General features: G+C 59.4%; 12 protein-coding genes and 1 pseudogene. 7 read left to right on the top strand and 6 right to left on the bottom strand.

Features of this window, described 5'->3' with window-relative positions:
- Positions 1-338, top strand: a pseudogene (locus B3520_RS15440) (hypothetical protein); the annotation flags it as partial.
- A 13-nt stretch (positions 339-351) separates the two neighbouring features.
- Entirely contained in the window at positions 352-1,287 is a 936-nt protein-coding gene (locus tag B3520_RS15435; RefSeq protein ID WP_082051415.1) for a ChaN family lipoprotein, read from the top strand.
- Here B3520_RS15435 and glnG read toward each other — a convergent pair.
- The 4 genes from glnG to glnA all read right to left on the bottom strand — a co-directional run bounded on the left by glnG (position 1,284) and on the right by glnA (position 6,139).
- On the bottom strand, positions 1,284-2,705 hold the full coding sequence (gene glnG / locus B3520_RS15430; protein WP_286876398.1) for a nitrogen regulation protein NR(I): 1,422 nt from the start codon (positions 2,703-2,705) through the stop codon (positions 1,284-1,286). The two genes, B3520_RS15435 and glnG, sit on opposite strands and share 4 nt — an antisense overlap.
- Entirely contained in the window at positions 2,692-3,765 is a 1,074-nt protein-coding gene (glnL, locus tag B3520_RS15425; protein ID WP_123639207.1) for a nitrogen regulation protein NR(II), read from the bottom strand. The genes glnG and glnL overlap by 14 nt, the downstream gene beginning before the upstream one ends.
- A 244-nt stretch (positions 3,766-4,009) precedes the next feature.
- Positions 4,010-4,543 carry a DUF4124 domain-containing protein gene (locus B3520_RS15420; RefSeq protein ID WP_286807154.1) on the bottom strand — a complete coding sequence of 178 codons (534 nt, stop codon included), beginning with the start codon at positions 4,541-4,543 and terminating at the stop codon, positions 4,010-4,012.
- 189 nt (positions 4,544-4,732) lie between these two features.
- Positions 4,733-6,139, bottom strand: coding sequence for a glutamate--ammonia ligase (gene glnA, locus B3520_RS15415; RefSeq protein WP_123639205.1), 1,407 nt, complete (start codon positions 6,137-6,139; stop codon positions 4,733-4,735).
- 336 nt (positions 6,140-6,475) lie between these two features.
- Between glnA and thiI the strand changes: the two genes are divergently transcribed.
- From thiI to B3520_RS15390, 5 genes are all read left to right on the top strand, one after another.
- Positions 6,476-7,933: a tRNA uracil 4-sulfurtransferase ThiI gene (gene thiI / locus B3520_RS15410; RefSeq protein WP_286807155.1), complete on the top strand. Its 1,458-nt coding sequence runs from the start codon at positions 6,476-6,478 to the stop codon at positions 7,931-7,933.
- Between the two features lie 23 nt (positions 7,934-7,956).
- Positions 7,957-8,430 carry a hypothetical protein gene (locus tag B3520_RS15405; RefSeq protein ID WP_286807156.1) on the top strand — a complete coding sequence of 158 codons (474 nt, stop codon included), beginning with the start codon at positions 7,957-7,959 and terminating at the stop codon, positions 8,428-8,430.
- Positions 8,431-8,562: 132 nt separating this feature from the next.
- Positions 8,563-10,386, top strand: coding sequence for a translational GTPase TypA (gene typA / locus B3520_RS15400; RefSeq protein ID WP_036161415.1), 1,824 nt, complete (start codon positions 8,563-8,565; stop codon positions 10,384-10,386).
- A gap of 442 nt (positions 10,387-10,828) precedes the next feature.
- Positions 10,829-12,055: a glycoside hydrolase family 88/105 protein gene (locus B3520_RS15395; RefSeq protein ID WP_286807157.1), complete on the top strand. Its 1,227-nt coding sequence runs from the start codon at positions 10,829-10,831 to the stop codon at positions 12,053-12,055.
- Positions 12,055-12,852 (top strand): sulfite exporter TauE/SafE family protein, encoded by a 798-nt coding sequence (locus B3520_RS15390; RefSeq protein WP_246004449.1) that lies wholly within the window; start codon positions 12,055-12,057, stop codon positions 12,850-12,852. Before B3520_RS15395 ends, B3520_RS15390 begins: the two co-directional genes overlap by 1 nt.
- Here the strand turns inward: B3520_RS15390 and B3520_RS15385 are convergent.
- Positions 12,849-13,532 (bottom strand): TrmH family RNA methyltransferase, encoded by a 684-nt coding sequence (locus tag B3520_RS15385; protein WP_123639200.1) that lies wholly within the window; start codon positions 13,530-13,532, stop codon positions 12,849-12,851. The genes B3520_RS15390 and B3520_RS15385 overlap by 4 nt on opposite strands.
- A gap of 110 nt (positions 13,533-13,642) precedes the next feature.
- The coding region (locus B3520_RS15380) for a ferrochelatase (RefSeq protein ID WP_286876405.1) at positions 13,643-13,792 on the bottom strand (150 nt) is incomplete at its 5' end.

The raw sequence follows: 13,792 nt of genomic DNA, 5'->3' as shown, positions 1-13,792 counted from the left end.
CCCGCCGTGTATTAGCAGGCTCAAGCTTAGGCGGCTGGCTCAGCGCTGCCGCCAGTGCGCAAACACCGGTGTTGGGCTGTTTTTTACTCGCCCCCGCGCTTGGCCTGCCTGAGTACCCAGAGACCTCACCGACGATTCAAGCCCAGCATACGCATATCATTCATGGCTGGCGCGATGATGTGGTCCCCCCAGGCCCAGTGATTGAGCGTGCTCGCCTACAGCGCTTGTCACTGCGAATGATTGATGACGATCATCGCCTGCATAGCAGCCTGGACATTATCCTGGACGACTTTACACGCTTCTTAGCCCAGTGTGCGGACGCCCGCCCACCGGTTTAGCCTCAGCAACGCAATGGAAAACGAAAAACGCGTAAAGCAGTCGACATCAACTGCCTTAAGGCTCAAGAGGGCTAACGCGGTGCGCATCGGTTTGGGTTTGGCTGCGCTGCTCACAGGCACCTTAACCACGCACGCCTACGGAAGCTGCCCGCAGCCTGGGCAGTGGTGGCAAGGTGAGCGGGCCACTTCTCATCAAGCGCTTCTCGCTCAAGCAGCCCAGCGGCAAGTGGTGCTGCTTGGCGAACAGCACGATGCCATTGACCACCACCGCTGGCAGTTACATACCCTGGCGGGGCTACATGCGCTTCGGGAAGATATGGTTATTGGCTTGGAGATGCTGCCAAGGAGCGCGCAGCCGGTATTAGATCATTGGGTGGCTGGCCAGCTTACCGAGACAGAACTATTGACCCAAAGCGAGTGGGAAGAGGCCTGGGGGTTTGATGCCGAACTCTATTTACCGATCTTCCACTTTGCCCGGCTACAGCACATTCCGCTGGTCGCACTCAATATTTCACCAGAACTACGCCAGCAGCTCTCAAAAGAGAGTTTTGAAAGCGTACCTGCCGAACAGCGTCATGCTATTCCCCCACCTCTGCCTGCCAGCCCTGCGTACCAAACTCGGCTAAAAGAGGTGTTTGAACAGCATGCCATGGCCCAAGAAAACTCGGAAATGCTGGAACGCTTTACCCAAGCGCAGCTCACCTGGGATATCGCCATGGCCCACGGCCTGGCAGGCGCGGCAAAAGAGGGGGCGTTAGCCGTTGGCTTAATGGGCCTTGGGCACGTCACCTACGGCCATGGTGTGGAGCATCAGCTAGAAGGACTGGGGATTCAACACACTTTCAGCCTGCTGCCCTGGGAACAGGCTGAGTGTGACCTCCCCGAGCCAACACTGGCCGATGCCGTGTTTGTACTCCCTGCCCCCATTTCCGCCGAGCCGATGCCCTAGGCGTCATCCGCCAACGCAGGCAGCAGCGTTTTTAGTTTACGGGTCAGCGTATTACGCCCCCAGCCCAGCAGCTCAGCGGCCTCGCCTTTGCGACCACCGGTATGCTTGAGTGCAGTTTCAATCAAAATGCGTTCGAAATCGGGTACCGCCTCTTCCAGCAGGTGCGTATGACCTTCTGCCAAAGCATGATCAGCCCAATCGCGAAATGCTGAACGCCAATCACCGTGGACGCTACTTTCCGACGCACCGACCGTGCGTAGCTCTGGCGGCAGGTCTTCTACCAGGATTTCCCGGCCAGAGGCCATGACCGTTAACCAACGGCAGATATTTTCCAGCTGACGCACGTTGCCGGGCCACGGCAGCCGGGTTAAGTGCGCCTCTGCCTCAGGGGTCAGCACTTTGATATCGGTGGAAAGCTCTTTCGCCGCTTCGGCCAAAAAATGCCGGGTTAGCCGGGGAATATCTTCGCGGCGCTCGGCAAGGCGCGGTAGATGAACGCGAATCACGTTCAGACGGTGGAACAAGTCTTCACGAAAGCGCCCATCATCTACCAACGACTCTAGGTTCTGGTGGGTTGCCGCGATAATCCGCACATCAACTTTTACCGGGGTATGCCCGCCCACGCGGTAAAACTCGCCGTCGGCCAGCACGCGCAGCAGACGGGTTTGCGTCTCGGCGGGCATATCGCCGATTTCATCCAGAAACAGCGTGCCACCGTTGGCCTGCTCGAAGCGCCCTTGGCGCTGGGCAGCCGCCCCAGTAAACGCGCCTTTCTCATGGCCAAAAAGCTCGGACTCTATTAAGTCACGAGGAATTGCCGCCATATTCAAAGCAATGAAAGGTTCTTCCCGGCGGGGGCTGTGGCGATGCAGTGCGTGGGCAACCAGCTCTTTACCAGTACCGGACTGGCCGTTGATCAGTACCGTGATGTTGGATTGTGACAGGCGTCCAATGGCCCGGAAAACTTCCTGCATGGCCGGCGCTTCACCGATGATTTCGGTGTTGACTTCAACCGCTTCGCTGCCATCGCTTTCGCTTTTCTGTTCCTGGGCATGGGCCAGTGCCCGCTGGGTTACCGCTACCGCTTCGTCGACGTCAAAGGGTTTGGGCAGGTATTCAAAGGCGCCGCCCTGGTAAGCCGCTACCGCGCTGTCCAAATCGGAGTGGGCGGTCATGATGATGATCGGAATGTCCGGGTGTTGGGCGTGCAGATCTTTGAGCAGTGCCAGACCATCAATACCGGGCATCCGGATGTCGCTGATGATGGCATCGGGCACATCCCGTCCCAACTGGCTGATGGCGCTGTCGCCGGAGTCGAAGGCCCGCGCCTCAATGCCGGCACCCTGCAGGGCTTTTTCAAGCACCCAGCGAATGGATCGGTCGTCGTCGATTATCCAGACTCGGTTAGACTTCTGCATGTTGAGCTTCCATAGGTAGGTAGAGCGAAAAGCGGGTTTGTCCCGGCTCACTGTCGCATTCGATCAGGCCCTGGTGCTGGTGAATCAAATGCTGCGAAATGGTCAGCCCCAGTCCGGTGCCATCGGCCCGGCCGGAAATCATGGGGTAAAAAATGTTCTTGAGAATGTCCTGGGGAATGCCAGGGCCGTTGTCGACAATGTCGATGCGGCACACCAGCGGGTGGTGGTGTCGCCCGATGGTGTAGCGGCGCTGAATTCGGGTGACCAGTCGGATATCCGGTGCCTCGGTGCCACTTTCCAGCAGCGCCTGCATGGCATTGCGAGCAATGTTGAGCAGTGCCTGAATCAGCTGCTCTTTATCGGCATTCAGGTCCGGGATGCTGGGATCGTAGTCCCGGGTCAGGGTCACAGAACCGCTGCTCTCGGCCTTGATGATGGTTGCCACCCGCTCGAGCACTTCGTGAATGTTCAGCCACTGGCGCTGGGGCAACTGGTTCGGGCCGAGCATTCGGTCCACCAGATTGCGCAGCCGGTCGGCTTCATCAATGATCACCCCGGTGTATTCCTGCAGGTCGCTACCGGGCAGCTCCCGGGCCAGCAACTGCGCTGCGCCGCGAATGCCGCCCAGTGGGTTTTTGATCTCGTGGGCCATGCCGCGCACCAGATTGCGGGTGGTCTCCTGCGAGGAGGTCAGCATCTCTTCCCGGCTGATGCGCAGGAGGCGGTCGATGGGCTGGATTTCGATGACCAGTCCGGAGGCCTCACCAAAGGGGGTGACCGTGTAGTCCACGGTAATCTGGCCGCCGGTCAACAGCTGCCATTCGGCGTGGCGCTTGGTGTAGTGGTTGGCCTGTTCGGCGGCGGATTTGAGCTGTCCGGGGGTCTCGCTGGACTCGAAGAAAAACTGGGTAAGCGGCTCGCCAAGGGTTCGCTCGCAACTGACGGCGAGCAGGGCCTCGGCGGCGGGGTTCATATGGCGCAACCGCAGCTCGCCGTCCACCAGAATGATGGCGGTGCTCAGGCTGTCCAGCAGCGGCTTGTGAAGATCTCCGGTACTCACTCTCGGATCGACTCCCGGTCTGATTGAAGAAAGGCGGCTGGTGTGCGGCTCTATGCACTGAAATGGAGCCCGCCCTCAGGGCTGGTCTATGCAAAAAGCAATCCAACTGCGTATCGGCGGAAAGGCCCATTTTTGGGCGCTTCCGGAGAGGAGTGTAGGCGAGTTCGAAGGGGTGTGCACCATGTTGGTGCTTGTGGCGCAAAGCTCTGCCGTTCGCGCCATCAAACAGTGCGTTGAGGCGAGATCAGCTGCCACCGCGGGGAATGACGCTGGGGCGGTGCACATGAATGGTGATCGGCGCGGTCGCTGCCAGGCTCTGGCCTTGGGGATCCAGGATTTCGACCCGAACGGTATGCGTCCCCCGATAGATTTCCCGGACAATATGCTGGGTCGACCGGGTTTCGGCAACTGGGTCGCCGTCCAAGTAATAGACCAGTGCGTGCCCGGGCTGCAGGGCTGGTTGCAGCCGAACGGCTATGGGCAGGTCTCGCTGACCGGGAGGGACGCTGCTGTCGGGCTGGGGGGAGACGATTTCAATCGAATAGCCCACCGGGCCGGGGGCTTCCTCGTCGGCGGTGGCTCGGCGCTGGGGTGAGACTGGCTGCCCGGGGACGTTGTTGACCGGAGGCAGCTCGTCGGAGGCGTCTTCCTGAACGCCGCGGGGCGGCTTGTCCGAGTAGCTGACCCGTCCCTCTTCATCCACGGTTTTGTAGATGGGTTGGGCCACTGTCAGGAGGCTGAACAGCATCAGGGTGATAAGCAACAGTGCAGATCGCATAAAGGAGTCCCGTGTCGGCCTTTGTGGTGGCGGGGTACAGTAAAGCTTACTCCTTGGACCCATAAAAACAAAAGCCCGTTCAGTCACCTGAACGGGCTTTTGGTCATTCACCGGCTCGAAAGCCGGTTTTTACCGCGAATTGGCAGCTAGTGCCTACAGCGGTTGTTAGCAGCTAGCGCCCGCGGCGTTTTAGCAACTATAGTACAGCTCGAACTCAACCGGGTGCGGGGTCATGTTCAGGCGCTCGATCTCTTCACGCTTCAGGTCGATGAAGGCATCGATCACGTCGTCAGTGAACACACCACCGGCCTTCAGGAAGTCGCGGTCTTCGTCCAGAGCGTCCAGAGCCTGTTCCAGGCTGGAAGCCACGGTCGGGATAGCCTTGCCTTCTTCCGGCGGCAGGTCGTACAGGTTCTTGTCGGCGGGGTCGCCGGGGTGGATCTTGTTCTGTACACCGTCCAGGCCTGCCATCAACAGAGCCGCGAACGCCAGGTAGGGGTTGGCGGTCGGGTCGGGGAAGCGGGTCTCGATACGACGGGCCTTGTCGCTGTTTACGTACGGAATCCGGATGGAGGCCGAACGGTTGCGGGCGGAGTAAGCCAGCATCACCGGGGCTTCAAAGCCGGGTACCAGACGCTTGTACGAGTTGGTAGAGGCGTTACAGAAGGCGTTCAGCGCGCGAGCGTGCTTGATGATACCGCCGATGTAGTACAGAGCGGTTTCGCTCATGCCAGCATAGCCGTCGCCAGCGAACTGGTTCTTGCCGTCTTTGGAGAAAGACTGGTGCACGTGCATACCAGAGCCGTTGTCACCGATCAGCGGCTTGGGCATGAAGGTGGCGGTCTGGCCGAAGGCGTGCGCCACGTTGTGTACGCAGTACTTCAGGATCTGCACTTCGTCCGCTTTCTTCACCAGGGTGTTGGCGCCAACGCCAATTTCACACTGGCCGGCAGTCGCCACTTCGTGGTGGTGAACTTCAATTTCCAGACCCATGGCTTCCATAGCGTCACACATGGCGCCACGCAGGTCGTTCAGGGAGTCGACCGGAGGTACCGGGAAGTAGCCGCCTTTCACGCCCGGACGGTGACCGGTGTTGCCGCCGTCATAGCTTTCGCTGGAAGACCAGGCCGCTTCTTCGGAGTTGATCTTGTAGAAAGCGCCGCCCATGGTGGCGTTCCACTGAACACTGTCGAACACGAAGAATTCGGGCTCCGGACCAAACAGGGCAACGTCACCCAGGCCGGTGGACTTCAGGTACTCTTCAGCGCGCAGACCGATGGAGCGCGGGTCGCGGTCATAGCCCTGCATGGTCATCGGCTCAACGATGTTGCAGCGCACAATGACGGTGGGGCTGTCAGAGAAGGGGTCCATAATGGCGGTGTCGTCGTCCGGCATCAGGATCATGTCGGAGTCGTTGATGCCTTTCCAGCCATTGATGGAAGAGCCATCAAACATCTTGCCGTCTTCAAAGAAGTCTTCGTCCACATCTTTGGCGGGGATGGTGACGTGCTGCTCTTTACCGCGAGTGTCGGTAAAGCGCATGTCGACCCAACGCGCTTCGTGTTCTTTGATCAGGTCCAGTGTTTTTTTAGACATTGAATGCCTCCAATTGAGAATAGCCCGGGGGCTACGGATAAGAAAACCTGTGCATTAAACCGTGTTTTCACGCTGGCGGCTACATCGGATTGTGACGATCTTGCCAGCGCCAGTGTGCGATAAAGGGGCAAGATGTGTGCCATCGTGCGCAAAAGCGGCAGATCGGGGCGTTCAGCGGGGTTTCTGCACCAAGATGGATGTTGTCGTGATCTAAAATAGTGCACGAAACCGCCAATACGCACCATTGTGGTGCGACCGATCTTTTTGTTTGGGGTGGCCGCATGATTTATAATGCGCGCCTTTCCCGCAAGACAAGTTCTTCAACAGTAGGCGTTCATGCATTTTATCGTCAAGGTTTTTCCCGAAATCATTATCAAGAGCCCGCCGGTGCGCAAGCGCTTCATCAAGCAGCTGCGCGACAACCTGCGTCGGCTTTTGCAGCCGCTGTCGGAGGATATTCAGGTCAAGCGGGATTGGGAAAAGGTCGAAGTGCAGGCTCCTGGGGCCGACGAGCGGCTGACGCGGCAGGTGGCCGATGTACTGGCCCGCACGCCGGGTATCGACGCCTTTGCGTTGGTGCAGGCCTACCCTCTGGGGGATCTGGACGATATTCTGGCCAAAACCCGGGCCCGCTGGGCCGAGGCTCTGGCGGGCAAGACCTTCTGTGTGCGGGTCAAGCGCAGTGGTAAGCACGACTTCAGCTCCACCGACATCGAGCGCTATGTCGGCGGCGGGCTGCTGCAGCAGACCCAGGCGGCGGGCGTCAAACTGCGCGACCCGGACATTACCGTGCGGCTGGAGGTCAAGCGCCAGTGGCTGTTTGTGCTGGAGAATTTGCGCCGCGGGCTCGGTGGCTACCCCCTGGGCGCTCAGAACGATGGCGTCCTGTCTCTGGTGTCCGGTGGCTTCGACTCCATTGTGGCGAGCTACCTCACCATGAAGCGGGGCATGCGCACCCACTTCTGTTTTTTCAGCCTCGGCGGTCATGCCCACGAGATGGCGGTCAAGGAGGTGTCTTACTATCTGTGGCAGAAGTACGGGGCCTCCCACAATGTTCAGTTTGTCACCGTGCCCTTCGAAGGGGTGGTTGCCGAGATTCTGGAAAAGGTCGACAACGCCTACATGGGGGTGATCCTCAAGCGGATGATGCTGCGCGCCGCCAGCCGGGTTGCCGAAGAGCTGGACCTGAAGGCCCTGGTGACCGGTGAAAGTGTCGCCCAGGTGTCCAGCCAGACCATCCCCAATCTGAACGCCATTGATCGGGCCACGGATACCCTGGTGCTACGGCCGCTGATTGCCATGGACAAGCGGGATATCATCCAGTTGTCCCGGGATATTGGCACCGAAACCTACTCGGCGAATGTGCCGGAGTACTGCGGGGTGATTTCGGTGCGCCCGACCACCAACGCCAAATTGCACCGGGTGGAGTCCGAAGAGGCCCGCTTCGATTTCACCGTGTTGGAGCGGGCCCTTGAGGATCGCGCGCAGACGCCGATACATCACTTGGTGGACGCAGGTGAAACGGAACTGGATGTGGCGGTTGAGCCGCAGGTGGGCGAGGGCGATGTGGTCATTGATATTCGCCATCCCGACGAAGCGGGGCTCAAGCCCCTCGCGTTGACTGCAGATCAGTTGCTGGAAATTCCGTTTTTCAGGCTTAATGGTCAGTTCGGGAAGCTGGATCCGCAGCGCCGCTACCTGCTGTACTGCGAAAAAGGGGTGATGAGTCAGCTGCACGCGGCCCACCTGATGGATGCGGGCCATCGCAATATTGGTGTTTATCGGCCGGAGTAGGGCCGCCTCAGGAGAGTCAGAGCATGTCCCGACCCGCTGCGCGGTCCCGAAATGAATCTGCAGGCCAGAAATGGGCGCTGGTGGGCATCGCTTTTCTGTTGGTATTTCTCTCGGTCGGCTCAACGCTGTACGTCACCGGTATTCCCGCAGGGCTGTGGGGCTCGCGCGACGCCGAGGAGGCCCGGTACCGGCATACAACGCTGACGGATGCCGAGGCGGTCTGTACGGCTCACGCCCGGGAGGTGTTCGGGCGCCGGCTGACCAACCTGAGAGTGGACCGGTTTTCCAGCCGCCTCGACCGTGGGGACAATCAGTACAAGGTGTTCATGGAGGCGGATATCTATCCCAACCGCACCCGAGAAGGCGTGGCGCTGGAAACCTTCATCAACTGCTTTACCGCCACCGACTCAACGGACATCGAACTGTTCCAATATGCCAAAGACGGCACCCAGTTCATCGCGCCGGGCGAGGAAGAGAAGGGAATGTTTGGTTTGTAAGGCCCTTTCGGGCCGCTCTGAACGGACTTTTTTGTCTTTTTACGCACTTTTCCCGCAATTTTCATATCTGTGAAGCCTTCTGGCAGGTATAATGCCCGCCTTTTTCCAGAGTCCTCCCTCCTGAGAGTTTTCATGACAGACCAATCCGCTATTCAGAATTTGCGTAACATCGCCATTATCGCCCACGTTGACCACGGCAAAACCACCCTGGTCGATAAACTGCTGTCCCAATCCGGCACCCTGGACCGACGCAGCGAAGGCGCCGAGCGGATCATGGATTCCAACGATCAGGAGCGTGAACGCGGCATTACCATTCTGGCCAAGAACACGGCCATTCGCTGGAATGACTACCGCATCAACATCGTGGACACCCCCGGACACGCCGACTTCGGCGGTGAGGTCGAGCGGGTACTGTCCATGGTGGACTCGGTGCTGCTGCTGGTAGACGCCGTCGACGGCCCCATGCCCCAGACCCGCTTCGTGACCAGCAAGGCCTTTGAAAAAGGCCTGCACCCGATTGTGGTAGTGAACAAGGTTGACCGCCCCGGCGCCCGTCCGGACTGGGCCGTGGACCAGGTGTTCGACCTGTTTGACCGTCTGGGCGCCACCGACGAGCAGCTCGATTTCCCGATCATCTACGCCTCGGCCCTGAACGGTGTGGCGGGCATGGAGCCGGACGAGCTGGCCGACGACATGACCCCGCTGTTCCAGATGATCGTCGATAACGTGAAGGCACCGGATGTCGACATCGAAGGCGATTTCCAGATGCAGGTTTCCGCGCTGGACTACAACAGCTATGTGGGCGTCATCGGTGTGGGCCGCATTACCCGCGGCAGCCTCTCGCCCAACCAGCAGGTGATTGTGGCTCGTCCCGACGGGAAAACCCGCAAGGCCAAGGTCTTGCAGGTGATGGGCTATCACGGCCTGGAGCGGGTGGAAACCACGCGCGCCACCGCCGGCGACATCGTCTGTATCACCGGTATTGATGGTCTGGATATCTCCGACACTCTGTGCAGCCCGGAGAATGTCGATCCGCTGCCCGCATTGAGTGTGGACGAGCCCACTGTCAGCATGACCTTCCAGGTCAACGACTCGCCCTTCGCCGGTAAGGAAGGCAAGTTCGTCACCTCACGCAACATCCGCGAGCGTCTGGATCAGGAATTGATTCACAACGTGGCTCTGCGGGTTCGTCAGGGCGACAGCCCGGACAAGTTCGTGGTCTCCGGTCGCGGTGAGCTGCACCTGTCGGTGTTGATTGAAAACATGCGCCGGGAAGGCTTTGAGCTGGGTGTTTCCCGCCCGGAAGTCATCCAGAAGGAAATCGACGGCCAGATCCAGGAGCCGTTCGAGCAGGTGGTGATCGACGTTGAAGAACAGCACCAGGGCGCGGTGATGGAAGAGCTGGGCCTGCGCAAAGCGGAAATGACCAATATGGAGCCGGACGGTAAAGGTCGGGTGAAGTTGGAGTTCATGGTTCCCTCGCGCGGTTTGATCGGTTTCCGCGGCCAGTTCCTGACCCTGACGTCCGGTTCGGGCATCATGACCAGTATTTTTGACCACTACGGCCCGGTCAAAGCGGGTGAGGACCACAAGCGTCAGAACGGCGTGTTGGTTTCTATGGTCAAGGGCAAGACGCTGGCTTACGGTCTGCACCCGCTGCAGGATCGCGGCCGTCTGTTCATTGACGCTGGCGTTGAGGTCTATGAAGGTCAGATCGTTGGTCTGCATTCGCGGAACAATGATCTGGTGGTGAATCCGACCAAGGCGAAGCAACTGACCAACGTGCGTGCCTCCGGCACCGATGAGAACCTCACCCTGTCGCCACCGGTTCGTCATACCCTGGAGCAGGCGCTGGAGTTTATCGAGGATGACGAGCTGGTGGAAGTCACACCAGAGAGCATCCGCCTGCGCAAAAAACTGCTCACCGAAAACGAGCGTAAGCGCGCGAAGAAGTAAGACCCAAAGAAGTGGTTCTTAGACGGTGCGGTGGGGTGGAGGTATGTGGTTCATAGACCCGCCGTGAACCCATCCATGGGGGCTTCTCGTCGACATCCATGTCTCCGAGAGTCTATGAACCACATACCTCCACCCCACCTCTCTGCCAGCGAATTAACTGCGCCCTTTTTCCCGGGGTGCGGCACGGCCAAATCCGACACCTCCGACTAGAGATACAACGGGTAGTTAGTTGGCACTTAGGCATCTGCGGGGTACACCCGTCGGAGACTCTCTGAGGCATGGATGCCGATGAGAAGCCCCCATGGACGGGTTCACGGCGGGTCTCCGACGGGTGTACCCCGTAGATGCCGAACCTTTCAGAAACCCCCAATACCCAGCCCTTTGAATCTCCCCAAACACCCGCTATAGTCCCGGTACAAAAACCAAAACCGGGAGAGAGACAATGAATTATCAACCCTTTTGGCGTTTGGCCAGCATAGTCTTGCTGTCCGTCGCTACTCTGTACGCCTGCACTATCAATACCAACACCAATCCTTCCGTTTCAACCACCAACCGACCGCTATCCGTCTGGATGGCCGACTCCGACATTGAACGCAACCCCGAAGGCTGGATGGTCGATTTTCGGGAAACCCCCAAATGGGAATACACCCATGGCCTGATGATGACCGCCCACGAACGCGTGTGGCGGGCTACCGGCGAGGAGCGGTTTTTCGATTACCTGGAAGACTTCGCCGACTTCATGATCAGCGACGACGGCGATATCAGAACTTACGACCAGAGCCTGTACAACATTGATCGGGTGAATCCGGGCAAGTTTCTGATCGGACTTCATCAGGAAACCGGCGAAGACAAGTACTGGCTGGCGATCGAGCAATTGCGCGGTCAAATGCGCGACCATCCGCGCACGAGTGAGGGCGGCTTCTGGCACAAAAAAGTGTACCCGCATCAGATGTGGCTAGACGGCCTGTATATGGGCACGCCGTTTCTTTCCCGGTATGCGGCCACCTATGGTGAGCCCGAGCTGTACGATGACATCATCAATCAGTTCCGTCTGGTGGCGAAACATCACTGGAACGCCGAGGGGCAGTTTTTCTATCACGGCTGGGATGAAAGTCGGGAGCAGCGTTGGGCGGATTCCGAGACGGGGCTGTCTGAGCTGCCCTGGGGGCGGGCCATGGGCTGGTTGGCCATGGCGATTGTCGATGTACTTGATGACCTGCCGGAGCAACACCCCGACCGCGACGTGATGCTGGATATCGCCGACAAAATGGCCCGCGCCATCGAAACCCATCGCGACCCGGAGTCGGGTGTCTGGTGGCAGGTGGTGAATATGGGTGGGCGCGATGGTAATTACCTCGAGTCTTCGGCGTCAACCATGTTCACTTACTTCCTGCTCAAAGGCAGCGAGCAGGGTTATATCGACGAGCGGTATCGAGCTTTGGGGCTGAGTGCTTATCAGCGAGTGGTGGATGAATTTATCCGCCATAACGATGACGGAACGATCAGCATCACCAACGTCTGTGCGGTTGCCGGGTTGGGTGGTGATCCATACCGGGAGGGCACCTATGACTATTACATCAGCGAGCCGCGCCGGGCAGATGACCCCAAGGCGGTCGGGCCCTTTGTCATGGCGTCGCTTCTGTACGAGGACATGACCGGAGCTTATTGATGCTGGAATGGTTGCTGGGGTTTATGGCGCTGGGGGTGGTCACCGGGTTGGTGGCCGGCCTGTTCGGCATCGGCGGTGGTGGCCTGATGGTTCCGGTGCTCACCTTGCTGTTTGCGGCTCAGGGGCTACCCGAGGCGCATCTGGTGCACCTGGCTTTGGGCACGTCCATGGCCGCCATTGTGCCCACGGCGGTAGCCAGCTTGCGGGCCCATCACGGTCACAAAGCGGTGCTCTGGCCCGTGGTGGCACGCATGGCACCGGGGGTGTTGGTGGGGACCTTCGCGGCCACCTTCCTGGCGGCCTGGTTGACCCCGAAACCGCTAGCGATCTTCTTTTCGGTGTTCATGGCCTATGTCGCCTTGCAGATGATTCTGAACCGTCGTCCCGAACCTTCCCGCCAGTTGCCCGGAACGCCTGGGCTGGTCGGTGTGGCGTCGGGTATCGGCGGCGTCTCGGCGCTGGTGGCCATTGGTGGCGGCACCCTGACCGTGCCGTTTCTGACCTGGTGCAATGTGCGCCTGCCAGTAGCCATTGGCACCTCGGCGGCGGTGGGGCTGCCCATCGCCGTGGCCGGTGCCATCGGGTATATGGTGAATGGGTGGGGGGTGCCGGGGTTACCGGCGCATACCCTGGGCTATGTTTATTGGCCCGCCGTGCTGGCGATTGCGTCCATGAGCTACCTGACCGCGCCCGTGGGTGCCAGGTTGGCGCACCGGCTACCGGTGACCTGGCTCAAGCGGTTGTTTGCCCTGTTGCTGGTGGGGCTGGCCATCGAAATGCTGCGCACGGTCATCTAGCCTTTAGGGCTTCGATAGCGCTCGTCTTTGGGTGGAATCATATCGCCGTCTTCATCCATGTCCGGGAACGGCAGTCCGTAGCGCTCGCAATAGCGGACCATCTGCGGGTGCATCCAGCGAAACAGAATCTCCCGCACCGCCGGATCCCACTCGTCCAGTTCGCGATCGTACATACCCCGCTGCTGACGTTGGTGCATGGCCTCCTGCAGAATGATTGCGGCAGCCACACTCACGTTGTAACTCTCCACCATGCCAATAATGGGAATGGTCAGGTGCTCGTCGGCCTGCTCGGCGGCGTAGTCGCTCAGGCCTTCTTTTTCAGCCCCCATCACCAGCGCGAAGGGCTGGGTGTAATCGGCCTCCCGGTAGTGCATGGCGCGGTCGGACCAGTGCGCGGCGTAGAGTTTGAAGCCCTTGTCCCGAAGCACACCCATGCCGGTCTGAATGTCCGGGTGGACGACGGTACCGGTAAAGCGCCCGCTGCCCCCGGCGGTGTGGTGATAAACCAGCCGACCTCGACTAGGTTGGACCATATGGATTTCCGCCATACCCACGGCATCGGCGGTGCGCAGCATGGCGGAAATATTCTGGGCTTTGTGAACCTGATCGGTCAGCAGCGTCATATCGTGCTGACGCTGGCGCAGGACCTGTTTGAATTTCTCGAAACGGGCGCGGGACATAGGCGAAGGTGTGGTTGAGTTAAAACGCGCGATTATAGCATCGCGGGAGGGTCACGGCGGGTGCGCTTCGCTTACCNNATCGAAGCGCACCCGCCGTTACTAAGGGCGGATTAAAGCTCCCGACGCAACACATCCACAATGGCTGCAATATGGTCTTCCCGGTCATTCAAGGCTGGAATGTAATGATAGGTCTCGCCGCCGGCTTCCATAAAATACTCGCGGTTTTCCTCTTCCAACTCTTCCAGCGTTTCCAGGCAGTC

This window comes from Marinimicrobium sp. UBA4509, assembly GCF_002388575.1.
Classification (GTDB): domain Bacteria; phylum Pseudomonadota; class Gammaproteobacteria; order Pseudomonadales; family Cellvibrionaceae; genus Marinimicrobium; species Marinimicrobium koreense.
Note: the sequence above shows the minus strand (reverse complement) of the source record. Positions and strands in the feature narration are given on the sequence as shown.